Genomic DNA, 25,122 nt, shown 5'->3' on the forward strand with positions numbered 1-25,122 from the left:
TGTTCTTGTCAGGCCGGAGTACCTCAGAAAAACAGCATCGCACCCTGGCCCCGGGTCTAAGCAGGACTACGGTTGCGCGAAGCACGACAGGGCGGGCTGCCCAGAATCGCAGCAAGGTACGTTGAAGCATAATCGGGATTGCGCGGATATCCACTGCGCCCTTGATGACGCTAGGGACGGGTAGCCTGCTCGCCAACAGGCCCTTTCAGCTCGACCTGGTTGCCATCGGGGTCATAACAGTAAAGCGACAGGCCCTCGCCCTCGGCGCCGTATCGCACTTCGGCGGCATCGACCGCAACCCCGGCGGCTTGCAGGTAGCGGGTCAACGCCTGCTCGTCGAACGGTTCGATACGCAGGCAGAAGTGATGCAGGTTACGCCCGCTCTCGCCTGCCGCAGCACCGCCCGGGCGTCCCAGCTCACCGTCCAGGCTCACCAGATCGATCATCGCGGTACCGGTGGCCAGATGGATCATGCCCAAGTCCGGCCGCTCCTTGCTCACCCGGCAGCCAAGCACGTCACGGTAAAAGGCGACACTGCGCTGAAGATCGCGCACGCGCAGCACCAGATGATCGATATGACGAATGGCAAAGGGACGCATGGGGGCAGCTCCTGGTCGTCGCTTCGAAAGGGCATCGCAGCACCATAACCGATCCCTCGCAGAGAGGACAATTCACGATCAGGTGCTAGCCATCTACAGGCGCGCGCGCCCTCCTGGCCCGTCCAATGGACGCTCCCCACGAACGGAGCATTCCATGAGCAGCCTTCCCTACCAGCATGAACAACAGATCCTGCGCACCTTGCCGAACTGGAGCAAGGACCTGCATCCGCAGCACTTCAGTGCGCTGCTGGACACACAGCGCAGCCCCCACCTCTACCCCAGCGGTCACGCGTATGACTGGTACGCCTCGGCACTCCCCGAAGATCAGGCGGCCCTGCGCAATGCACTCGACCAGCGCGCCAAGAGCGTGCGCGCCCTGCAAGCCAGCCTTTCGGAGCTAAAGGGCATCAGCGATTTCTGTCGGCCATTACTGCAGCAGTACTTCAGCAATGAGCGCACGCCCGATGGCGAGGAGCATTCGGTCGATGTCATGCAGTACTACACGCAAGCTGCCAAGGTCGAACTACCAAAACCCGGCCAGACGGAAACGGTTTACACCCCTACAGGCACTCCTGTTTATCGCTCCGTGCTGGCTGCTGCACTGCACAACTTCAAGAGCGAGCAAGACAGACCCCGATTCGCCGGCCTGCGGCATTTCAAGGGTGATAATCGAGAGTTCCTGATCCACAACCTGACGGACTTCATCGTCCTGACGCGGCGTCTGGATCTGGGTCAGCAGTACCAGGCGCACCTGGCCTCGATCTATGACGGCAGCAATGCCGAGCAGATCAGGCAAGATTCAATGCTTGCGCGCCGGGACGAGCTGAGGGTGCAAGCTCGTATCGCCTACCTCAAAGGCGACATCAGCCAGACGACATACACCGCCCTGCACGAGCTCTGCGCCGATTTGCCCACGGACGGGAGCGAGACACACGAGGTCAAGTGCCAGTCGCTCAGTGTTTTCGGTTTTGAGCTGTACGAACTCATGCTGATTTCGATTGTGACCCCCAAGGCCAGATGCGTGGTGCTCTACCTTCCGGGGAACAGCAGCGAAACGCTGAGAGAATTCAAATCAATGGCCGAATGTCATATCCACCTGCGCACACGCTTGCTCGATGCAAATGTACGCCAGACATTCATCGGGTACACCGCACACGCCGTGCAACCTGCACTCAGCACGCGGCTGCGCAATGCGCTGTACAGCAACCCGACAGCGAACGATGCGGCGCTGATCGCGCGGACCACCGTCAACCTGGACACCAGCCTTACGGACCTGCCGTCCAGTCCGTGGAGTGAGCTGGAGAGACGCCATGTCAAACGGATGAAGGCCGATGCCCGCTCGATCGCAGTGCCGACCGCCGACGTCGATGCCCAAGCCCGTCTGGAGCGCCTCGAGTTCTGGGCTGTCATCGGGATGGACATCCTCAACATCGCCGCCGCCTATATACCAGGGCTCAACCCCGTCATGTCCCTGGTGGTCGGCGCGCAGATGATGGAATCGGTATTCGACGCGCTCCACGCCTGGGAAGAAAACGACAATGCCCAAGCCATCGCGCACTTGAAGTCGCTGGCGATCAATACCGGCCTGCTGGTTGGCACGGTGGCAGGTGGCGCGGTACTGCAATCGCACTTCGTCGATTCGATGCAAAGCATTCACGTCAATGGCCAGGAACGGCTGTGGAGCCCGAACATGGGGGGATACGCCAGTGACCTTCAACTCCCGTCCGAGCTCGAACCCAACGCACGGGGTCAATATGTCTACCAGGACAAGACCTATGTACGCCTGGGCGAAGATCTCTACGAGCAGTTCCAGGACATGGACGGCCAGTGGCGCGTACGCCACCCAAGCAACCCGCACGCCTACAGCCCTCTGCTCGTTCACAATGACGCCGGGGCCTGGCGCGTGGCGCACGAAAATCCCCTGGCATGGGACAGCGACACCCTGCTCGAGCGCCAGGGTTCGGTGGCACGCAGCCTCAGCGTAGAGCAACGCAACAGCGCGCTGCTCAGCACCGGATTGGGCGCAGACGCGCTACGTCGCCAATTGATGGAAAATACTCGTACGCCTGCACAATTACTGGACGCCTTCGAGCGTCTGCGCACATCCGAGGAAATCTCCGGCCTGACACGCAGCGTTCGCGAAGGAACGCGCTTCCCCGCGCACAAGAATTTTGCTCTCAATGCCCTGACCCAACTGCCAGAATGGCCAAGCGATCACGTTCTGGAAGTGTTCGCAGGGAACGAGCGTGCAGGCGAATCCATCACCTACCCCAGGGCCAGCAGGCCCGACGATCATGTGGTGCAGCTCAGCAGGGAGGAGCTGGAGAATGGCGAGCTAGCAAGCGTCGTGCTGGCTCAGATGGATGCCGAACAGGCCTCGCACCTTGCACCAGTCGGAGCTGAACAGACGTCCCAGGTAGTGGTCTTGCAGGAGCGCCTCGCCAACCAGCTCGAAGCTGACCGCCAGTCGATCTTTGCCAGCCTGCGCGCGGCCAAGGTCGAACACACTTCACTGGCGACCGAACGCCTGTCGCAGCAGTTCCCCGGCCTGCCCGAGGTGGCGGTGGATGAGATCGTCGAAAGTGCCAGCCCCCAGGAGCGTGTGAGGATGAACAGCCATGATGGACGCATCCCTCTGCGCGTCGCCGAGGAAGCGCGCCTGCTGCAAGCCAGCATCCGTCTGGATCGGGCCATCCTCGGTTTGAAACAGACCGACCTGGCGACCACGGATACCGCGATCCTGCGCGACGGCCTGCAGACACAACCACCAAAGGTAGATGCCGCGCTGTTCGAGCTCGCCACAGCCGACCGTAACAAGGCACGCCAACTGATCGGCCAGCAACCGGTCAGGCCTGGCTTCCGCTCTCCCCTGCGCCTGAGTGACGGTCGGCTGGGCTATCCGCTCAGTGGCCGTGGCGTGCCAGGTCCGCGGGCAAGACTCCGCGTACTGTACCCCGGGTCCACCGACGCACGGATCAATGAGCTGATAGCGACCCTGGGCGAAGGCCGCGTACTGCGCGACAACATTGCTCGTCTCGAACACGAGTGGCGCACGCTCAACAGGGATATTGACCAATGGACGCAAGCTTCATGGGAGGCCGGCATAGATACCGGCAGCATAGGCTGGGACCTGATGGCCGCTTGGCGAAATACGCAGGCACGCGAACTGGAGCTCATCGCACTGGGTGATGAGGTCTCTACACTGCCCAGGATCTCGGCGCGCTTCCCGAATGTCCGTACATTAAGGCTCAATCGGCTGGGGTTGACGGCACTGCAACCCGACCTGCTTGACTGCTTCCCAGCTTTGGAAAGACTGGAGATACTCGGCAACCCGCAGATAGGCGAACCCTCCCTGACACTGGCCCTGCGAGCGGCTCCAAACCTTCGCAGGCTGGTACTCGTCGACAATGGGCTGACCGGGCTAAGCATGCAGATGCAGGAAACCCTGGCCGCCATGCCTTATCTGCGTGATCTGGACCTTGGGTACAACTCACTCTCCCTGAGTGCCGCAGATATCGACTTTCTCGCCGCCCGCCGCCTTGAAACCCTCAACCTGAACAACAATCACATCACTCTCGATGCTACCAGTGCCGGGCGTTTCCGGCAGATGGTCGACGTACGGCACTTGAACCTGCGAGGCAACCCTCTTGGCGTGGCACCTGATGTTGGCTATATGGCTCGGCTGTCGCACCTGAACTTGTCCCGTTGCAACCTGGAGCAATGGCCACAAGGGTTGACGACCCTGATGAGTCAAAGGCAGTACCAGTTGCGCGAGCTCGACCTGTCGAGAAACCGCATCAGCACCCTGCCCGACCTCGACAACATCCTCGTCACGCCTTTCGCCCAGGGCATCAGGGCGCGCCAGGTGGGCCTGCGCTGGAGCTTCAACTACAACGCGCTGGAACGAGAGGCCCGCTCCGGGCTTGCGCGTATCCAGCTCGTTGTCCACGAGCACGAAGGTGTAATGAGCCCGACAGAAGCATTCATGCAGACCGACGCCACGCCAGCGCAACGTCTCCTCTGGGCGGATCTGTTCGGAGCAGGCGAAAACCAGGCGCTGCTGGACAAGTTGGGCTTGTTGCGTGAGTCGGCGGACAGTCAGCAACAACCCGTCGCCATACGCAGGCGGGTTTGGGCATTGCTTGAAGCGGCTGGTGAAAGTACTGAACTTCGCGAGAAGCTCAACGATGTCGCTGAGCAGTACCCCACCAGTTGCGGTGACGCCGGCACCGATGCGTTCAGCGCACTGGAGACGGAGGTCAGCTTGCAGAAGATCAACCAAGGCGACTTCAGTCTCAAAGACAAATGGACCTTGCTACGCCAGCGCTACCGTCGTGAGCAGGTCAACAACCTGGCTGATCGCATTGCCCTTGCCCGCAGCCTGCGCAAAGCCGCCCTGCAGCGGGTACTGGAGGGTAACGGCGAAGACATCCCTGCACTCGATGACTTGGACGATCCGGCCGCTGTTCCGGATCAGGTGTTGTTAGACGGGCCGGTCGACGACATAGAGATCCGCCTTGCACTGCGCCAGACACTCGCTGACGATCTGGACTACCCAGAGCCGAGCGATAACATGCTCTACAGGCCGACCGCCCAACTGTCGCGCAAGATAGAGACCAATGTAACCAAGGAAGTGACGCGCCTGGACCAAGACCCGAAACAGGTCCGCGAATGGATCGTCGAGCAGCCCACTTGGCAGCTCAGTCTCCGGCGTGCCAATGCCTCACAGTTCGAGGCGGTCACCGAGTTCTGGCGACCCGGGCTTGAATACCTGCAGTATTGCCGGGACTTCGCAGCACAGTTGGATGGTGAGACCGTGGAGCTCGAGCCCATTACATCCTTGTCGGCCTCGGTCAAGAAAGCGTTGGAGAACGCGATCGGCCAGGAGTTGCCCAGCAGCAACGCTGAGCTGCAGCCGCTGGTGCTCACCGATGCACAGGCTGCAGCGGCATACAACGCGCTGCGCGATGAGCAGGCCAGCGTCGAGCGCGGCCTGTTCGACAGCCTGACCCGTGAGGTCGAAACCCACTGACACTCTCCACCCTCACTGGCCGCGCAAGTCCTCGAAGAAGGCTTGCCGGCCCTGTACCTGGCTGGACGCACGATGCAGCGCCGCCGCCTCGCCGCTGACAGCTTCCACATGCCAATAGCAGTGCCTGATCGCCCGCGTCACCCCGACGTAGGCCAGGCGCTGCGCTTCGTCTTTCTGCGCGCTGTCGAACGGCTGTGCATCCCCGGTACGCCCTAACCCAGCCATGCGATACACCTGGTTCTTGTAGGGTGAACTGGTCAGGTACTGACAATCTCCAAGCATGAACACGGCATCGGCCTGCAGGCCCTTGGCGCTGTGATAGGTGAGCTGACGCAGACGACGCTGCTCAGGCGGCAGGCTCGAATCAGCCCTGACAACCGCGTCTATATGATTTGAAATCAATGACTTATCGCTACTTCTTCGAAACAACATCATCACCGTTTCGCCCCGTTGGTAATGCTCGATCAGGGTCTGCCCGAGAGCGGCTTCGTCGCGCTCGAACACCTTGACTGGGGACAGTGGCAGCGCGGCAGCGCCACCGCAGGCCCTGGCTTTCTTGCCATTGATCGCCGTTGTACCGCGCACAAGGTGTTCGGCCGCATCTATGATGTGCTGCTGGCTCCGGTAGTTCTCGACCAGCATCACCCGCGTATTGGCCGGTGATGGGAAGGTCTTGCCAAACTCCATGAAGTACTTCGGTGAACTGCCGCGCCAGCCATAGATCGACTGCCAGTCATCACCCACGCACATCAACGACGAATGCCCCGCGTTGCGCCCGGCATGCATGCCTGGGCCACGCCTGCGGATCTCGCCCAATGTAGCGCGCAACCAGCTGACGATCTGTGGCGAAACATCCTGGAACTCGTCGATCATCAAGTGCGCCAGCGGGCGTAGCAGCCGGTCTGGCAGCAGTTGCAGGTTCTCGGGGTTGTTCTCGCCGAACAGGGCGAACATGCGGTTATAGGTCATCACTGGCGGCGACTGCCCAAGCAGGTGAGCTTCCAAAGCCTTCCAGTACAGGGCCAGGGCTTCGAAAAACGGCGCATCGCTGTCGCCTGGCGCAAAGTTCATGCGAGCCACGGCGCTCCCCACCTCGAGCCCCAGGTTCTCGATGAAGCTCGCCGCACCGACGAAGGCATCGAGCAACGGCGCAGGGGCCAGTTCGCCCTTGACCTTGAACTCGAACCCAGGCCCCGCCACCGCATCACCCGCCAGCGACGCGGCGAGACGTTTTGCCGAAGTATAGTTATCAAGCCAAATCAATGGCTTATCACAGAAAGCTTGAAACAACGTGCGCTTTACAGCCCACTCGGCACGCACCGACAGCTTGGCGTTTGCACGCTGGTACTGGGCGCTTTCCGACGGATCGAAGCCCAGCACTACCCAGGCATCGAGCCCTTCGAGACGCCCATGCACATGGAAACGCTGGCCACGGATCTGCACGGTTTCCCGACAGGGCTCGATGCCCTTGATCGGCCAGGCGCCCGCAGCGAACCACAGGTCTTCGATCACGTCGCACAGTTCTTCGTCGCGCTGGGCAGCCAGTTGAGTCACCTGCACGCGCTTCTGCACATCGGGATGATCCGGATCGAGGGGTTTGAGCTGCAGGGCCTCGCGGCGCATCGTCGCGACCAGTTCGGCAAAGCGTGGGCTGTCACGCAGCAGGTCGCGATAACACAGATTGAGCTGCTGGCGCTGGGCATCGTTCAGGCGCAGGTCGAAAGGATTACCTTCGCTCTCGGCTTCGCTGCCAGCCGGTAGATCGTTGCCCAGTGTCTCGAATGCGCGCAGTTGGGAGAACCCCGGCAAGCTGCGCACCAGCGGCAGGATGCGCGAATGGAAGGTGCGAACCAGGTCACGAGCACGGGCCGGCGGCAGGTCGATCTGCCAGATGGCGAAGACCTGCACCAGCCGCTTGATGAAGTCCTTGCGCGACTCACGCGTGAAGGTGACCACGGTCATGGCGTCCAGCTCGAAGCCCAGGTAGTGGCGCAGCAGCAGGATACGCAGCACCAGCGAAGTGGACTTGCCGGCACCGGCACCCGCCACCACGCAGGTAGATGGCGTGTCGCTGAAGATCAGCTTCCATTGTGCGGCGCTGGGCTGGGCGTCGGCAGGCAGGCGCTGGGCGACATCGGCCTTGAAGCGTTTCTTCAGCTCTGCTGTCAGCGGCAGGCGCCAGTCGTCGAACAGCTTGTCATCCTGGCCTGGCACTGCAGCGCTGTCAGGGCGGCTGTCGCGGATCACCAGGACCTGCCGCCCGGCCTCGTACCCTTCGGCACGCCCACGTTCGTAGCCGTCACGCAGGCCATCGGCGTGCCCGCTGCGTTGGCCGGTGGCGTGGCCGAGGAACCATGAGTCGCGGTGCTGCGCCTGCAAACGGCTCAATCCTCGCCCAAGCAGGCGTGCGGCCAGGCGGCGCAACCAGGGTAATTGCGCGGGCGGGGTCAGGTCCGGTGGCGCCGGGGGCTGCTCGAGAGACACGGTCACTCCATTGCTAGTCGAATCAGTGGAGCATGTTCCACCGAACGGCTGAAAAGTGCCAGCTAATGCTTGCAGATCATAGGATTAGGCGATGAAACGCAGAAAGTACCGCAACGAAAAACATCGATTTATCAGATAAAAACAAGTCGATATTTACGCTTATTTTCGATACTTGAAAAAGGCATCATGAGCCCATTCCCACCTACCGAGGACCCTGATCATGCTGCAACTGCGCCCCTTCGAAAGCCTCGGCCATGCCAACCACGGCTGGCTGGACGCCCATCATCACTTTTCCTTTGCCGAGTACTACGACACCGAACGTATGCACTGGGGCAACTTGCGCGTATGGAACGACGATCTGATCGCCGCCGGCAGTGGCTTCCCGCCGCATCCGCACCGGGACATGGAGATCATCACCTACGTGCGCGAAGGTGCAATCAGCCACCAGGACAATCTGGGTAACAAAGGCCGCACCGAAGTCGGTGACGTACAAGTGATGAGTGCGGGCACGGGTATCGTGCACAGCGAGTACAACCTGGAGAAGGTCGACACCCGCATCTTCCAGATCTGGATCGTGCCGGACAAGGTCGGAGAGGCGCCGTCCTGGGGCACTCGACCCTTCCCTAAAGGTGACCGCGGCGAAGGCTTCGTGACCCTGGCCAGTGGCCGTGTCGAGGATCAGGATGCCCTGCGCATCCGCGCCGACGCCCGACTGGTGGCCGCGACCCTGCGCGCCGGCGAGAGCGCCGAGTACCGCTTCGATGCCGGACGACGTGGGTATCTGGTTCCAGCCAAAGGCGTGATCGAGGCCAATGGCGTGCGCGCCAAAGCCCGGGATGGGGTCGCTGTGGAAGGTGAAAAAGTGCTGCGCGTCACGGCGCTCGAGGACAGCGAGATCGTGCTGGTGGACGTGGCCTGAGGCAGATGACCGAACCGCGCTTTTCGCGGGCTGGCCCGCAAAAAGTACGGTTCGGCATGCGCGTAGGCAATCAGCTGATCGCCGCATCCACCAGTGCCTGGGCCTCTTGCACCAGGCGCTGCAGATGCGCCTCGTCAATGAAGCTTTCGGCGTAGATCTTGTAGATGTCCTCGGTACCCGAAGGACGCGCGGCAAACCAGCCATTGGCGGTCATCACCTTCAGGCCGCCGATGGCCTGGCCGTTGCCCGGTGCGTGGCTGAGGATCTGCTGGATCGGCTCGCCGGCAAGCTCGGTGGACTTCACCTGCTCGGGTGCCAGCTTGCTCAGCAGCGCTTTCTGCCGCGCATCGGCCTTGGCCTCGACCCGGGTGGCGTAGGGCTTGCCCAGGGCGGCGGTGAGATCGGCGTAGGCCTGGCTCGGATTGCGTCCTGTGCGTGCAGTCATCTCGGCCGCCAGCAAGGCGGGAATCAGGCCATCCTTGTCGGTCGCCCAGACGCTCCCGTCCAGACGCAGGAACGAAGCCCCCGCACTCTCCTCCCCACCAAAACCGAGCGAGCCCTCGAACAAGCCCTGGGCGAAGAACTTGAAGCCCACCGGCACTTCATGGAGCTTGCGCCCTAGCCGCTCGGTAACCCGGTCGATCATGCCGCTGCTGACCACGGTCTTGCCGACAGCGGCGTCGTTGCGCCACTGCGGGCGATGGCGGAACAGGTAATCGATGGCCACGGCGAGGTAGTTGTTCGGCTGCAGCAGGCCGTCACTGGTGACGATACCGTGGCGGTCATGGTCCGGATCGCAGGCAAAGGCCACGTCGAAACGCTCGCGCAGGCCGATCAGGCCCTGCATGGCGTATGGCGACGAAGGGTCCATGCGAATCTGCCCGTCCCAGTCGACGGTCATGAACCGGAAGGTCGGGTCGACCTCGGTGTTGACCACTTCAAGGTTCAACTGGTATCGCTCGGCAATCGCCGACCAATAGCGCACGCCCGCACCACCCAGCGGATCGACACCCAGGCGCAGATTGGCGTTGCGGATGACCTCGAAATCGATGACGTTTTCCAGGTCTGCCACGTAGCTGCTCACATAGTCGTGACGCTGGGTGGTGGCCGCCTGCAGAGCCTGAGCGTATTCGATGCGCTTGACACCCTCAAGGCCTGCGGCCAGCAGTTCGTTGGCCTTGGCTTCGACCCACTTGGTCACATCGCTGTCGGCCGGGCCACCATTGGGCGGATTATATTTGAAACCACCGCTCTGGGGCGGGTTGTGCGAGGGGGTGATGACGATGCCGTCGGCCAGGCCCTGTTGACGCCCGCGGTTGTAGCACAGGATCGCATGGGACACCGCCGGGGTCGGGGTGTACTCGTCGTCCTTGGACAACCGCACCTGCACGCCATTGGCCGCCAGGACTTCCAGCGCGCTGGCCGTGGCCGGCGCCGACAAGGCATGGGTGTCAGCCCCGATGAACAGCGGGCCATCGATGCCCTTCTCCTGGCGGTACAGGCAGATCGCCTGGGTGATCGCCAGCACATGATGCTCGTTGAAGCTCAACTCAAACGAGGTGCCTCGATGTCCGGAAGTGCCGAAGGCCACGCGCTGCGACGCGACCGTAGCGTCCGGGCGACCGGTGTAGTAGGCGGTCAACAGGCGGGGAATATCGACCAGCACGCTGGCCGGAGCCGGCTTGCCTGCCAAAGGACTGAGCGTCATGCAAAACCTCGAGTTCAACGGATGTAGATGTTGGAACGCGCAGTGTACTGGGAGTTGCAACGGCGCGCGATGGGGCTGGCTCAGTTGATAGCGGTCTGCCACCAGATGGGAAACATCTGTTGTACCCGCGGCTCATTGAAACGCTCATCGATCAGGAACAGCACGCCACGGTCCTGGTCGCCGCGAATGACCCGACCGGCCGCCTGGATTACCTTGCGCACGCCAGGGTACAGGTACGCGTAGTCGAACCCGCTGCCAAACTGCCGGGCCAGACGTTGCTTGAACTGTTCGTTGACCGGATTGACCTGAGGCAACCCCAGGGTGGCGACAAAAGCACCAATCAATCGGGTGCCTGGCAGGTCCACCCCTTCAGCGAAGGCCCCACCCAGCACGGCGAAGCCTATCCCTCGCCCATTCGCCACGAAACGCGCCAGGAATCCCTCGCGTGCGGCCTCGTCCATGCCCGGCGCCTGACGCCAGTACGGCACTTCAGGATAGCGTTCGGCAAACAGGGCCATTACCTGCTCCAGGTATTCGAAGCTGCTGAAGAACGCCAGGTAGTTGCCCGGCTGACGCTGGTACTGCTCGCCGATCAGCCCGACGATCGGTGCCAGGGACGCATTGCGCTGCTGAAAACGGGTCGAGATCTCACTGACGATACGCACCTGCAGTTGCTCGGCACGAAATGGCGCGGCCACGTCCAGCCAGGCGGTATCTGCCGGCATGCCCAGCAAGTCGGCGTAGAACCGTCGTGGCCCCAGCGTCGCCGAAAACAGCGTGACACTGCGCGCCGCAGCCATGCGTGGGCCGAGCAGGCGCGCGGGCACCACATTACGTAGGGTCAGCGTCGCCAGACGACGGCTGCGCGGGCCGTTGCGCAGGCTGATATCGAACAGGAAATGCTCATCGAACAGCTCGGCCACACGGCTGAACTGCAGAGCCTGGAAGTAGAACTGCAGGACCTGCGGCTCGATGTGCGCAGGCGCCTGCTCCATGCCCTCCTGAATCAGGCCGATGCACTGTTGCAACGCCCGCAGGAACGCCTCGGGCAGTTGCTCACTCGCCTGGTACGGTGCCACCTGAGCCTTGTACAGCGCATTCCACTGGCGATTGAGGCGCTCCAGTGCACCGCTCAAGCCCGCCGGCTTGGTCTTGCGCAAGGCCAGCAGTTGCCCCTGGTCGAGGCTGGCGCTGTACATGGCGCGCCCGCGCTCCACCAGGTTATGCGCCTCGTCCACCAACACGGCAACCCGCCACTGGTTGAGCTGGGTGAGGCCGAACAGCAGCGCATGGGCGTCGAAGTAATAGTTGTAGTCAGCGACCACCAGATCGACCCAGCGCGCCATCTCCTGCCCAAGGTAGTACGGGCAGACCTGGTGTGCCAGCGCGACCTCGCGCAACCCGACCCGGTCGAGCAACACCACCTGAGACGCCGCTTCGCGAGCCGCTGGCAGCCGATCGTAGAACCCCTTGGCCAGCGGGCAGGACTCGCCATGACAGGCACTGCCCGGGTATTCGCAGGCTTTGTCCCGGGCGATCAACTCCAGCGCTCGCAGGCTGGGCTGTGCGGTGGTGTCGGTGATCTGACGCAGTGCATCGAGCGCCAATGCCCGGCCTGGTGTCTTGGCGGTGAGGAAGAACAGCTTGTCCAGTTGCTGCGGGGCCATGGCCTTGAGCAGCGGGAACAGGGTGCCGAGCGTTTTGCCAATACCGGTGCTGGCCTGGGCCATCAGGCAGCGGCCGGTGGCCACCGCCTTGTACAGGGTCTCTGCCAGTTGGCGCTGGCCCTGGCGAAACTGTGGGTAAGGGAACGCCAGCCCCTGCAGGTCGTTGTCCCGCAGGCGCAGCCGTGCGGCCTGGGCCTGTGCCCAGCCAAGAAAGCGCTGGCACAAGGCCTCGAAGAACTGCTGCAACTGTGCGGCATGATGCGGCTCGCTGAACAAGGTCTGCCGGTCGCTGTCGACATCCAGGTACACCAGCGTGACCTCGATCCGCTCCAGCCCACGCGACTGGCACAATAGGCAGGCGTAGACCCGCGCCTGCGCCCAGTGCAATTGCCGGTGGTTGTCCGGCTGGCGGTCGAGACTGCCACGGTGAGTCTTGATCTCTTCCACACGATTACGCAGCGGGTCGTAGCCATCGGCTCGTCCACGCACCCGCAATCCCTGGTACTCGCCCTCCAGCGATACCTCCGCCTCGTAGCCAGGCCCGCGCCGGGCAACGACCCGCCGATGGCCATCAATGCCCTGCTGGGCGGTGGGCGACGGCGTAAAGCGCAAGTCCAGGTCGCCGACCTTGGCAGCAAACTCACACAGCGCGCGCACCGCCACACTCAGACTCACGGCGCAACCTCGCACCACCGCACATGACATACCGCGACCGGCATGCCGTGCTCACGGCAGAAGTCCAGCCAGCGCAACTGGTTATCCTGCAGGCGATCACCCGGCCCCTTGACCTCGATCATGCGGTAGCGCCCTTGCCCCGGCCAGAACTGGACGAGGTCGGGCATGCCTGCGCGGTTGTTGCGAATATCCTGCAGCAGGCGCTGGAAACACCGCTTCAGATGCTCGGCAGGAATGCAGGCCAAGGCCTGTTCGAGCAGCACCTCATTCAGTACCTGCCAGAACACGAACGGTGACTGCAGGCCGTGCTTGGCGGCAAAACATTCGCGTATCGCCTGTCGGTAGCTGCCATCGTCGAGCCGCCCCAGACAGGTTTCGAACAGCGCGGCGCGGCGCGTCAGGAAATCACAGTCGTGCAAATCCTGCGGCGCCGCCTGATAAGGGTGAAAGAAAGCGCCGGGCAGTGGCGCGAAAATCGCCTCCCAGCACAGGAGGCCGAACAGGCTGTTGAACAAGGTATTCTCGACATAGTGGACCTCGCCGTCAGCCTGCGCCAAGTGCAAGCGCACCGCCTCCTCCACACCCCGTTCGGCCATTTCCACGGGCAACTCCAGTTCGATGAGCGTTTGCGCGGCAGGCGACGGGCGGCGTCGGGGCGGCCCTCCGAGCTTGCGTGCAAGGCGCGGCAGCATGCGCGCCAACGCCTGGCTCTCAAGAGGATTGGCCACGGTCTGGGCCATGTGTGACGCCAGTGCCTGCGCCCTCTGCCACTGCTCGCTGCGCTCGAGCACGCGTACCTGACGAATGCGCGCCTCGGGGTGGTCGAGCCCATCGTAGACGCTCAAGGCCAGGTCCCACTGCCCAAGCCGCTCGCAGCGCTGGCCAATTGCAAACAGCAGACGTACACGACGCCGGGCCAGCCAGGGATTGGTGCTGTCGACCCGTTCCAGTGCCTGCAGCAACGTACTCGGCGCCTCTCCCTGCTCCAGACGCTCGGCGCAAGCATGCAAGGCCATCGCCAGATCGACCTCATCGCGCTGGCGCAAGGCGCGTGAATCCGCACTGAAGTTCACCTGCTCGTAGCGCAGCACGCCCAGATCGGCCAGTACGAACTCCGACCAATCCTGATAAAGATTGCCAAAGAACAACAGGCGCAGGCGGTCGCACAGGGGTTGCAGACGCCAATGCAGGATCTGCACCGGCGCCTGCGCGAACCAGGCAGAAAGAGGCCTGCCCGGCAGATCCAATGGCCGCAGCGTGGCCAGCAACTGGGTCTTGGTCACGCGAGGCTGGGCCAGGTGATCGGCAAAACAGGTGAGCAGTTCGTCCCGGCGCAACAAGGCGAACAGCTGTTCCAGATCCAGTACCGGCCTCGGGCAGACCCATCCCAGGGTGAGCAAAGGCTGCAAGGCCGCGTCCGTGTCGCCGATCTCGGCATACTCAAGCCGGTCGCCGCGAAACAGCTCGCCTTTGCGCATGACCATGCGCACCAGCAGTGCCTGCGTCGGCTGGGCTAGCCCGCTGAAGACTCGAAGAAAGTCTTGCTCGTGCGGGTCAAGGATATCGGCGTATCGGTGTTCGACCCACCTCAGCACCTGGCGGAAGTTATGCAGGTAATAGAGCGGATCTTCGACGGAATGGGCAATCACGGCATGGCGTCGCAGGCTGGCATGAGCACTGGTTATACATACAGATACAGCCGCCTGGCAAGCGCGCCGGATCGACGGTCAGTCCGACCTGTCCTTTGCGTTGGCACGCAAGCACTGCAACCGCTGCCCGAGTTCCCCGAGTGCATCCTCCAGCTCGCCTGCATCGTCCCCCTGCCAGGCCAGCAGCAGGTGGCGACCGTAACTCTCTTGCAAACTGAACAGATTTCCAGGCGCCGCCAGCAGCGCCGGGGTACTCGAGGCCTCCAACAACTGACGCACATCCACTGCCAAGTCCAGGCGACACCAGAGCACACGTCCGCCTTCAGGCACGCTGAATGCCAACAGGCTGCCCAGATGCTGTTCGACGGCATGGCATAAAATCGCCATGCGCAACTGCAGCCGGTCGCGCATTTGCTGCAGATGACTGTCCACATCACCTCGGGTCAGCAGACAGGCCACAGCCTGTTGGCGCCGAGGGGGCAACACAAAGCTGCGGCGCACGAAAGCCTCACACACTGCTGGATGCCGACTCAGCACATAGGCATAGGGCGCTTCGGCACCGATCATTCCTTCCAGCGAACCCATGACCAGCAGCCAGTGCGGATCGACCCAGTCGCGCAGGCGTGTCGCAGGTGGCGCGGCAAAACACTGCTCGCTATCCAGGTCATTCTCCAGCAGCCATGTCGGATATCCCGCGAGCAGACGCGCCACTTCACGCTGTTCCTCCAGCGACATCAGGCGTCCGGGAGGTGTCGCCAGACACGACGGCATGAGCAGCAGGCGCACGGTTTCACGCTTGAACAGCTGCGCCAAGGTACCCAGGTCCAGCCCCCCCTGGTTATCCAACGGCCACTCGATAACCCGTATTCCCAGCTGTTGCAAGACCTGCAACTGCTGCCAGCAACAGGGCGTCGCCACCAGCACCGCGCCGCCCTGCAAGTCCAACGCAAGCAGCAATGTCTGCAGCAGCGCCTGGACATCCGTCGCCAGATGCACGTCCTCAGCCCGCCAGAACTGCCTGGAAGAACGGGTATGGCGGGCCGCCAGCGCACTGCGCAACAGCGCGTTGCCGGTCTGCGTCGTCGCGGATTGACGCGCCAGACGCCGCTCATGCGCCAGCAACAGCGGCTCGAGCGCCTCACATGACAATGGCGGGAGAATGAACGGTGCGCACTGGCCAGATCTCGCAATTGCCCTCGGCGCACTGGCGCCCCCATCGGCTGGCACCAGTGCAAAATATCCGGACTTGGGCACCGAATGTACCCGTCCCTCGCGCTCCAACAGGCTGTAGGCATACTGCACCGTGGCCAGGGAAACCCGCAGGCGCCGGGCCAGGTCACGCAGCGATGGCAAGCGCGGGTCCCCTCCCTCGCAGGCATGGCTGATCAGCGTTTCGAGGTAGCGATAGACCGTTTGATAGGCGAACTCGCGCCGCACGGAACGCCCCATCAACTGGCGACCTGCGCCATCTCGGCCCGGGGCGAGAGGCGCCCCAGCAATCGCAGCCGCACATCGCGCCGTGTCAGCTTTGCCATCAGGCGAGATGCCGTCTGCGGGAGCTCACCCGAATAAATGACCCGCAACTGCGCCAGGCTCAGCCCGCTGGTGCCAATCAGCCAATGGACCACGGCTTCCGGGCAGGGTTGCCCCTGAAGCGCGCGGTGCAGATAAGGCAGTGCGACACGCATGGCCGGGTGACAACGCTGCAGGAATGCCGGCAATCCACGGCCCTGCTCGGCGAACGGGGCGTACAACAGGCAGGTCAACTGGTTGTCGTCGATCGCAAAGGCCTCCTGAAACAGGTGCCTGCCCTCCCCCGAGCGGACGGCGTCGCACTTGTCCAACTGCCATTGATCACGCAGCCGCTGCAGGTGTGTCAGGTACATCGGGTCGAAAAACGCAGCCAGCGGCTCTTCACAAGCCGACACAGGCAACTCGATACCCAGCATGTGAAACAACGTGTCGTCCGCTCGACTGTCGTTGATCAGATCATCGACCGCGATCACTCGCAAGGTTGCCTCGCTCTGGCATGACGGGACTCTTGCCTCGACATGCTCCGTCGGCTTGGCAGCCAGCGTTCGCAGGCGCCCCAGCGTTTCGCACAACACCGCGGCGCACTGGTGCATGGCATGGCTTCCGCGCTCGCCGGTCAGGCGCATGAGCGTGCGACTCCACGCCAGGTACCGACGCCGCTGCCGCACCGGGATCGCCGTGACCAGCGCGCTTGGGAGCGTCCCTTGGGACAGGACGCAGCGCAGCGTCTCGGCCAGTTCAAGGTACAAACGGCTGCCTAGCAAGGATTCTGGGCGCCCGGTAGCAATATGACCGAACGTCAGCAGCGCCTCGCGCTCCAGCGGTGTGCCGGCAACTATCGCGGCGTGGCGGCTGAAAGGCTGCAGTTGTTGGCCGCCAGCCAGCAGTAACTCCACACGGGGGTCATCCTGCAGGAACAGTGCATTGAAGGTGCTCTCCAGGCTGCGAAGCACTGCTGCCCCCGGTGCGGGCTGGCACGCGACCACTACTTGCAGGCGAAAGGTATCGGGCGCTCGCAGCGCAATGCTCAGTTGCGCAGCACGTAAAAATGCCAGCAGGCGTGTGTTACATCGGTCATGCCCGTGTATGACCAGCACGCGGAAGTCCCCGATGTACTCCACACCACCTGCCGCCACCAGCAGACGCTGGATCAGCAATTGCACGCAGGCCCGTTGCGCCTGGGACATATGCTCCAGCAGACGATCCAGTACTTGCTGATATATGTAGTGCATGGCCTGCTCATGGATATTACTCATATAGTCCACTCCATTCCTTGAGCACAAAGAAAGCCGGCATTAACCGACGTAAGAAACAAGTCGCGATTCACTTCAAAGAACTTTCCCACAAACCGTTAGGAGATTTCTAAGCAACAGCAGGCCGGCATTCATTCGAAGCAAAGGCATCTACCATCCCCCGCATGCGCCTTGGGCCGCACCAGCAGTGCCCACGTGCTTGATTCAGCCGAGCCACGCCAAGTGTCACAGCGCCATTATCGAGGGTTGCCGACTGAATAAAAGATACAGATCCTGGTAAAAAAACCATTCAGTAGAGCAGCATTGATCTACAGACAATAAAGAAAAACCCAAGCATGGAATCATGGCCGCAGCGGCAATGAACCGTCATTGCCGCTGCAGTGTTATTGCGTCGGATAGTTATTAATTTTTTGTAGGAAATATCAGAAAAAAACCGGGCCTAGGCCCGGTTTTTCATGCAACTCGACGCGCTGGAATCACGCAGATCCCATGTCCAGCACTATCCGCCCACCACATGGGCATTCATCCATCAGACGATGGGCCTCGACAACCTGCTCGAACGGGTAGACCTTGATGATCTGTGGCGTCAGCAGCTTGTCGGCGGTGAACTGGTTGATGTCTCGCAATGCCCGCTGCAGGGCGACCTGGTCCTGTGCAATACCCAGCTCCGGCTTGCCAGTGAAGTTGCCAATGCAGTGCACGTAGAACTGGATGTTCTTCTGGAACGCCGCACAAGCCGGGAATGGCGTCTGGTTGCCACCCTGCAGGCCGTACAGCACCAGGCTGCCACGCGGCGCAAGTACATCGCCGAGCAGCGACATCTGCGGCCCGCCCATACCGTCCAGGACCATGTCCACACCGCGGCCATCGGTGTACTTGCCGATCTGCATCAGCAGGTCCTGCTCCTCGGTGACGATCACCTTGTCAGCCCCTAGGCCCAGCAGGTACTCACGCTGCTCCGGCTCCTTGGTGGCGGCGAACACCTTCAGGCCCAAGGCCTTGCCCAACTGCACGAAGGCCGGGCCTGCGCAATGGCTGGCATCGGTGACCAGTGCCGTCTGCCCCGCCTTGGCCCGCGCCAGGTCGACGTAGGCGAAGTAGGCGATCAGCAGCGGTGTGTAATGCACACTGGCCTCGACCGGGGTGAGGTGCTCGGGATAGCGGGTAATGGCCGTGCGAGGAAGCACGATCACATCACCATAGACCGGATGCTCATTGGGGCTGGTCGCCGGGAAACTGGCGACACGGTCGCCCACGACGATATCGTCGACACCCTCCCCGACCTGCGTGACCACCCCGGCCATTTCGTGGCCGATCCCTGCCGGCAGGCGTGCCTGCGACGGTGCCAGGTTCTGGCGCCAGAGCACGTCATACCAGCTCAGGCCGATGGCCTCGACGCGTACTTGCACCTCGCCCGCTGCGGGAGACGGCTCGGCCTGCTCCTCGCAACGGAGCACATCGGCCGGGCCGAACTTGTGGAAACGGATCATGCGGGACATCGCATACCTCGCCTTTGTGAACCTCGTATTACCACGGACTTTATCCGGGCTTTGCACGTTAGACCATCAGTGGCCATTAATAGTCGACATGCCTGTCATTGATTGGGCTACGGGCAAATCGCTGCATTGGCACCCGTAAACCCGTGCAGGGTAACAGCCTTTGGCCTTAATATTCACCCCGACCCACCTGAGCAAGGCGAAACGCACCGATGAATCGTAACGACCTGCGCCGCGTAGACCTCAACCTGCTGATCGTGTTCGAGACGCTCATGCATGAGCGCAGCGTAACCCGTGCAGCCGAAAAACTGTTTCTCGGCCAGCCGGCGATCAGTGCGGCACTGTCACGTCTGCGCAACCTGTTCGACGATCCACTGTTCGTCCGTACCGGGCGCAGCATGGAGCCCTCGGCTCGCGCCCACGAGATCTTCGCCCTGCTCTCACCGGCCCTGGATTCGATCTCCACCGCCGTCAGCCGCGCCGCTGACTTCGACCCAGCCACCAGCACCTCGGTCTTTCGCATCGGCCTGTCGGACGACGCCGAGTTCGCCTTGCTGCCGCAGTTGCTCAAGCGCATCCGCGCCGAAGCGCCGGGCATCGTCCTGGTGGTACGGCGGGTCAACTATTTGCTGATGCCGACGCTGCTCGCCTCTGGGGAGATTTCGGTGGGTGTGAGCTATACCGCCGACCTCCCGGCCAACGCCAAGCGCAAGGTGCTGCGGCGCAGCAAGCCGAAACTGCTGCGCGCCGACAGCGTACCGGGCAACATCACCCTCGACGACTTCTGCGCCCGTCCGCATGCGCTGGTCTCGTTCGCCGGCGACCTCTCCGGCTTCATCGACGAAACCCTCGAGGAAATCGGTCGCAAGCGTCATGTGGTGCTGGCCGTGCCGCAGTTCAACGGCCTCGGCACCCTGCTCGCCGGCACCGACATCATCGCCACGGTACCGGACTATGCAGCAGAAACCCTCACCGCCGCCGGCGGCCTGCGCGCCGAAGACCTGCCATTGGATGTGCGTACCTTCGAACTGCACATGGCCTGGCGCGGAGCGCAGGACAACGACCCGGCGGAGCGGTGGTTACGGTCGCGGATACAGATGTTTTTTGGCGACCCTGACAGCCTCTAGAGGACAATGTCACCGTGCATGCGCTTCGTGCTCTTCTGGGCCGTTGCCAAGAACATCTGGTGATGTACTCGTGCAGAGAGGTGACAGAACCGCTCACCAAACAGGCCATTGAGGCCATGCGTAAGTATCACTAGCGGGGCCAGGAGTTCTACCAAAGCCAGGGTGGGCATTGATCGGCTTCGATGCCGCCCGTTGGTTGACGTGCCGCGAGCCGCCAGGCTGTGGCCTTCTGAAGCCGAAAAAAAGGCCCGCAGCGAGGCGGGCCGAAGACCTGATGTGGAGAGTCGAACCAACTCTACAACTGTTCTGACGAACGCAATCATCAATGGTTTTGCATATCCGTGTCCCCCTCCGACGGGCGGATAACTCTTGATAGCCGCGGCATGGGTTGCGCTGGCGCTAACCGTCCCCTAGTCCGCCAAGTGCTGCAGTCTGATGAAAGTAGGGGTGTTAGAGGCAGATGCTGAAGCCCCCAGTAGAGGATCTCCTCCCAGCGTTGCTGGCATTGCAAAATGCCCGTCCAGATTAAAGACCGATCAGATGGAGACTACCTGAGCCGTTGCGCAGCTCGAGCTCGGCAAGCGGCTCCAAACGCCTCGAAAATCGCGCGATATTGCGGATAGAACATCACCTGCCACTCCGGATGCCACTGCACCCCAAGGGCAAATGAGCGACTGTCTTCCACCGACAACGCTTCGACGAGGCCATCCATTGCCACAGCCTCAATACGCAAACCTTCACCGACCCGTTCTATACCTTGCCCATGTACCGAGTTGACTTCGATCACCTCGGGAAACCCCAACCCATGTAACACCCCACCTGATCGTACCGTGAGCCTGTGAGCAGGCGCGTACTGGTCTTCAATAGGTTCGTTGCTTGGGGGCTCATGCTCTACCCCAGGTTGATGGAGCTGCTGGACGAGCGTCCCGCCGAACGCCACATTCATCTCCTGAAAACCCCGGCACACGCCTAGCACTGGCAGCCCTTCTTTTATTGCCGCACGCCAAAGCGGTAGTGTGAGGTGATCACGAGCAGCATCTTTTTTTGTACCAGGCGGGCTCGGGGGGCCATCGTAATGGTGAGGCTCGATATTGGACGGCGAGCCGGTGAAGAACAGCCCATCCAGTCCATCGATCATGTCTGCGATGTTCAGCAACTCTGGAAACATCGGCAAAATCAACGGTAATCCATTGGCAGCAGTGGCTACTGCCCGGGCATTCTTGTCGTCATTCAGTTGCACTGCATGTTGGCCGACCTTATAACTACAGGCCGTCACCCCGATTATTGGCAGCCGTGACATCTTCTGCCCCTAGTCATGTCTCCTGTCGGTGCAGCCGGTGCGCATGGCTGCACTCTAGTAATCAGCACCGGCAATGGCTTTGAGAAAGGCCCTGTCTGCGAGCTTGCGCAGGTCTCGCCATTCGTACCAGTCCACCAATCCAAGGCGGTCCATCTCATCGGCTTGACGCAGCAGTTCTTCATGATGGGTACTGGGGCAATCACGTCTTTGCTCCACGTCGTCGTAACGCAGAAACCACCTATTGATCGCAACGAGTCGGCGCTCTTCCTGGTCTATCTGTCCGCTGATCGCGTTCATGCTGATAACCCGTCAGGGTTGCTAGTAGTGTCCTGGCGATGTGCCGGGCTTGTGGTCATGCACGACACGCTGAACTTGCACATCGGTGAACGATGACGCTTCGTTACGATGCAAACCCTGCAAATACTCGTGCGCAGCCTCGCGAGTAAGGCCCTCCTGGTGACTGCGGAACTCGCAGGTGTCCGGTTGGTTGTCGAAGATGTAGCTGATCAAGTACAGGTAGTTGGCCATCTTGAGGATCCCACGGCAAAGATAGAGTGAGACGCGAATCTACTGGGTTGAGCCTGACATAGTGGCATCCGTTCACCCCGATTGACGATTGGCGTATCCGCAACGGTTCCATGGGCCGTACGTCCGTGGTCATTAGAGCTATGGTTTTCAGCCCCCCGACGGCGACTCGGTCCGCAGCTTCATGGCTTCAAGTACCGAGCGATCGGGAGCTGACAGCTCTACCGAAGCAGGGCCGTCACCACCATCAACGGATTTTCGACGTACTCCCACGCCTCCCCTTAATTCCAAGGGGCCCGCCGTCTGGTCCACCCGACATATTGAAATACTTATTGGTGGATAGGCGTGTTGAAGAAAGAATTGGGTGCAAAGCGCAATCAAAAACGAACGGAACACGCGAGAAAGTTCAGATCGGCTACGCAAATAAGCCCACCCAAATAGTTTGCGCGCCAAACCACTCGTCAGGCCACTTGAACACGTGCTGGCGACAGAAATTCTCAATTACTCTGGCATAACGGAGAACTATCATGACTCAGCCTACCGAGAACCTTCTTGATTGGTTGCGCGACGCCCATGCAATGGAACAGCAAGCGGAAAAAATGCTTAAAGCACAAGCGGAACGGCTGGAGCATTACCCAAAATTGCGCGGGCGTATTGTTCAACACATCGCCGAAACCGAGGGGCAACAGCGATTGCTAGTTGAGTGCATTGAACGGTTGGGAGGAAGCACCTCAACCCTGAAAGATCTGGCAGGAAAGCTTATGGCGTTTGGACAGGCTGTGGGCGGCATGACGATGAGCGATGAAGTGGTTAAGGGCGCGATGTCCGGTTACGTATTTGAAAATCTAGAGATCGCTTCTTACACCGTGCTTATTGAAGCGGCTAACTTCTCCGGTGATGAGCTGACCGCAGAAGCCTGCCGGTCGATTTTGAAAGAAGAGATCGCCATGGCTGACTGGTTAAGGGAGCACCTACCCGAAATAACTCGAGCGTTCCTTAGCCGCTCGGCTACACCCGGGGAGGAAGCGAAACGGTGAGCAGCGCTCACGGCCGCATGCTCATGCGTGCGGCCCAACACACCAATTAAAGGGCCGAAGATGAGAAGCTCAAAGAGGATATGGCGCCGGCTTGAGCATAGTTAAAAAGTCATGCGAAATTGCACACTGGTAATGCAACATAAATAATTAAGCTCCCAATTAGATGCCTGCATTACCGCCCGTTTGATTATTACCGGTGCGAGGCCAAGGGCAGAAAAGCTCCGAGCATGTTCAGCACTCCTTGAATATACAAAGACTGGCACTGCCAAGCCGCAGTCCTGTAGCGACCATGCTCGCTCCTGCATCCGTGTGTGTTCCCGTTGCAGGATAGTGAATTAAGTTTTGTTTGGCAGAGAAGTACCGCGGCCCGACGCGACGAGATCTTCTGTCGCGTGTATCGCAATGTATCCACGCAGCCCTCCGATACAGTCCCCGTAATTTCCCACCTTCCCCGAACACAAAGTAGATACAAAGCTGCGCTGAACTATGCAGGCTGTTTGACCCTTCTCGGGCTGCCTCAGCCGGCAGCCGTTCGCTTTTGATTCCCAAGGGGACCACAATGACAACGCCTGTTCCTGATTCCACCCTCAATGTCACGCCGGTCGACCGCCTGCGGGTCGATCAATACACCCATGGAATCATCGGGCCGAGCCTGGCTATGCTCGGCCCGCTGGCTGATGGCGGCACCCTGATCACCGGCACGCCGCCGGGCTGCTGGGGACCGATGATCACCCCAGCCTTCGAGGGCGGCCATGAGGTGACGCAACCGGTGGCCATTGACGGCGCTGAAATCGGCGATGCCGTGGCGATCAAGATCAAAACCATGCGCGTCACCTCCCTGGCCACGTCGTCCGGGGTCATGTCGTTCGTCGAGGGTCGCTACAATGGTGATCCGTTCGTTTCCAAGTTCTGCGCCAATTGCGGCACCGAACACCCAGCCAGCCATGTCGAAGGCATCGGCGAAGACTCGATTCGCTGTAACCACTGCGGCGCCGAAGTCAGTGCGTTCCGCTTCAGCCATGGTTACGTTATCGTGTTCGATGCGCAGAATCAGGTCAGCCTGACGGTCAATCAGGACATCGCCAATCGACTGGCCGGCAAGGCGTCTGAAATGTCAGCACTGCCGGAATTCGCCGCCCAGCATTCGATCCTGTCCCTAGCCCGCGCCGATATCCCTGGTGTCGCCGCGCACATGCGGCCGTTTCTCGGCAATATTGGCACCCTGCCGTCGCGAGACTTGCCCGATTCCCATAACTGTGCGGATTTCGGCCAGTACCTGATCAGCGCCCCGCACCGTTTCGGTATGACAAGAGAAGAGCTGCACGCGGCCAAGACCGATGGCCACATGGACACCAACTCGGTCCGCGAGGGTTGTGTGCTGATCTGCCCGGTGAAAGTGCCGGGCGCCGGGGTGTACATGGGCGACATGCACGCCCAGCAGGGCAACGGTGAAATTGCTGGGCATGCCACCGATTGCTCCGAGGAAACCGAAGTGGTGGTGGAGGTGGTGAAGAACCTGACGCTGGAAGGTCCGATCCTCCTGCAAAACATCGATGATCTGCCGCCGATGGCGCGGCCGATGAATGCCCGTCAGCGCGCTGATGTCCGTGCGCTGAGCGAGCACTGGGGCCAGCAGGAAATCGAGCAGAGCGGTCCGATCACCTTCATAGGCAGCGGCGAAAATCTCAACCTGGCTGTGGAAAACGGCCTGCAGCGCGCCGCTAATGTCACTGGCCTGCCGTATGACGAAATACTTAATCGCGCGACCATCACCGGCTCCATCGACATCAGCCGCCTGCCCGGTACGGTGCGCGTGACTTTTCTGTGCCCCATGAGCGTGTTGGAACGCATGGGCATCGCTCATCTGGTGCGTGAGAAATACGATTTGGCGTAATGGCCTGGTCCGAGGCCGAGCCGTTAGCGCCCGGTGATACCGATTCATTGCTGGAGCGTCCGTTGACGGTATCGCCCCAAGGCCTGCCCCTTGGCATCAAGCGTGTCTGATCGGCCCGGTGACACACAGACTTGCCAGGCAGATCAAAATCGAAATCAACTGGATACGCTAGTGAAATTGGCTGGCGCCCTACCCTAATATTCAGAGGTTGCTGCCATGATCAG

16 protein-coding genes are annotated in these 25,122 nt (G+C 61.4%); 5 read left to right on the top strand and 11 right to left on the bottom strand.

From position 1 onward, the window contains the following. Positions 1–170: 170 nt before the first annotated feature. Positions 171–599 (bottom strand): VOC family protein, encoded by a 429-nt coding sequence (locus IAE40_RS02185; protein WP_054893758.1) that lies wholly within the window; start codon positions 597–599, stop codon positions 171–173. Here IAE40_RS02185 and IAE40_RS02190 point away from each other — a divergent pair. Continuing rightward, on the top strand, positions 583–5,631 hold the full coding sequence (locus IAE40_RS02190; protein WP_200602550.1) for an NEL-type E3 ubiquitin ligase domain-containing protein: 5,049 nt from the start codon (positions 583–585) through the stop codon (positions 5,629–5,631). The genes IAE40_RS02185 and IAE40_RS02190 overlap by 17 nt on opposite strands. Before the next feature lie 12 nt (positions 5,632–5,643). Here IAE40_RS02190 and IAE40_RS02195 read toward each other — a convergent pair whose 3' ends face one another. Then, on the bottom strand, positions 5,644–8,115 hold the full coding sequence (locus tag IAE40_RS02195) for a UvrD-helicase domain-containing protein (RefSeq protein ID WP_200602551.1): 2,472 nt from the start codon (positions 8,113–8,115) through the stop codon (positions 5,644–5,646). A 220-nt stretch (positions 8,116–8,335) separates the two neighbouring features. Here IAE40_RS02195 and IAE40_RS02200 point away from each other — a divergent pair, with 220 nt between their 5' ends. Continuing rightward, the gene (locus tag IAE40_RS02200; RefSeq protein ID WP_200602552.1) at positions 8,336–9,034 is read left to right on the top strand and encodes a pirin family protein; all 699 of its coding nucleotides are present in this window, start codon (positions 8,336–8,338) and stop codon (positions 9,032–9,034) included. A 70-nt stretch (positions 9,035–9,104) separates the two neighbouring features. On the opposite strand, the gene pgm is transcribed toward IAE40_RS02200, so the two are convergent. The 6 genes from pgm to IAE40_RS02230 form a co-directional block, all read right to left on the bottom strand. Then, positions 9,105–10,742 (bottom strand): phosphoglucomutase (alpha-D-glucose-1,6-bisphosphate-dependent), encoded by a 1,638-nt coding sequence (gene pgm, locus IAE40_RS02205; protein ID WP_153774660.1) that lies wholly within the window; start codon positions 10,740–10,742, stop codon positions 9,105–9,107. A gap of 80 nt (positions 10,743–10,822) precedes the next feature. After that, the gene (locus IAE40_RS02210; RefSeq protein ID WP_200602553.1) at positions 10,823–13,084 is read right to left on the bottom strand and encodes an ATP-dependent DNA helicase; all 2,262 of its coding nucleotides are present in this window, start codon (positions 13,082–13,084) and stop codon (positions 10,823–10,825) included. Continuing rightward, positions 13,081–14,733 carry a VRR-NUC domain-containing protein gene (locus IAE40_RS02215; protein WP_200602554.1) on the bottom strand — a complete coding sequence of 551 codons (1,653 nt, stop codon included), beginning with the start codon at positions 14,731–14,733 and terminating at the stop codon, positions 13,081–13,083. The genes IAE40_RS02210 and IAE40_RS02215 overlap by 4 nt, the downstream gene beginning before the upstream one ends. Positions 14,734–14,811: 78 nt before the next feature. After that, entirely contained in the window at positions 14,812–16,182 is a 1,371-nt protein-coding gene (locus IAE40_RS02220; RefSeq protein WP_197889598.1) for an aminotransferase class I/II-fold pyridoxal phosphate-dependent enzyme, read from the bottom strand. Continuing rightward, positions 16,182–17,522, bottom strand: coding sequence for a hypothetical protein (locus IAE40_RS02225; RefSeq protein ID WP_197889597.1), 1,341 nt, complete (start codon positions 17,520–17,522; stop codon positions 16,182–16,184). The genes IAE40_RS02220 and IAE40_RS02225 overlap by 1 nt, the downstream gene beginning before the upstream one ends. 473 nt (positions 17,523–17,995) lie before the next feature. After that, positions 17,996–19,018, bottom strand: a complete 1,023-nt coding sequence (locus IAE40_RS02230; RefSeq protein ID WP_063544696.1) for a zinc-dependent alcohol dehydrogenase family protein — start codon at positions 19,016–19,018, stop codon at positions 17,996–17,998. A gap of 209 nt (positions 19,019–19,227) precedes the next feature. On the opposite strand from IAE40_RS02230, the gene IAE40_RS02235 reads away from it, so the two are divergent. Further along, positions 19,228–20,142: a LysR family transcriptional regulator gene (locus tag IAE40_RS02235; RefSeq protein WP_054893748.1), complete on the top strand. Its 915-nt coding sequence runs from the start codon at positions 19,228–19,230 to the stop codon at positions 20,140–20,142. Between the two features lie 547 nt (positions 20,143–20,689). Here the strand turns inward: IAE40_RS02235 and IAE40_RS02240 are convergent. Genes IAE40_RS02240 through IAE40_RS02250 form a run of 3 tightly spaced genes read right to left on the bottom strand, consistent with a single transcriptional unit; the run spans position 20,690 to position 21,970 of the window. Then, positions 20,690–21,442, bottom strand: coding sequence for a gamma-glutamyl-gamma-aminobutyrate hydrolase family protein (locus IAE40_RS02240; protein ID WP_200602555.1), 753 nt, complete (start codon positions 21,440–21,442; stop codon positions 20,690–20,692). Between the two features lie 54 nt (positions 21,443–21,496). Then, positions 21,497–21,739 carry a hypothetical protein gene (locus tag IAE40_RS02245; RefSeq protein ID WP_200602556.1) on the bottom strand — a complete coding sequence of 81 codons (243 nt, stop codon included), beginning with the start codon at positions 21,737–21,739 and terminating at the stop codon, positions 21,497–21,499. A 21-nt stretch (positions 21,740–21,760) separates the two neighbouring features. Further along, the gene (locus IAE40_RS02250; protein ID WP_197889595.1) at positions 21,761–21,970 is read right to left on the bottom strand and encodes a hypothetical protein; all 210 of its coding nucleotides are present in this window, start codon (positions 21,968–21,970) and stop codon (positions 21,761–21,763) included. Between the two features lie 524 nt (positions 21,971–22,494). On the opposite strand from IAE40_RS02250, the gene IAE40_RS02255 reads away from it, so the two are divergent. Together IAE40_RS02255 and IAE40_RS02260 are read left to right on the top strand one after the other, a co-directional pair. Then, positions 22,495–23,004 carry a ferritin-like domain-containing protein gene (locus IAE40_RS02255; protein ID WP_200602557.1) on the top strand — a complete coding sequence of 170 codons (510 nt, stop codon included), beginning with the start codon at positions 22,495–22,497 and terminating at the stop codon, positions 23,002–23,004. 559 nt (positions 23,005–23,563) lie between these two features. Beyond that, complete coding sequence (locus IAE40_RS02260; protein ID WP_200602646.1) at positions 23,564–24,898, top strand: acetamidase/formamidase family protein; 1,335 nt, start codon at positions 23,564–23,566, stop codon at positions 24,896–24,898. The last annotated feature ends 224 nt before the right edge of the window (positions 24,899–25,122 follow it).

Source organism: Pseudomonas sp. S44, assembly GCF_016624805.1.
Lineage (GTDB): Bacteria > Pseudomonadota > Gammaproteobacteria > Pseudomonadales > Pseudomonadaceae > Aquipseudomonas > Aquipseudomonas machongensis.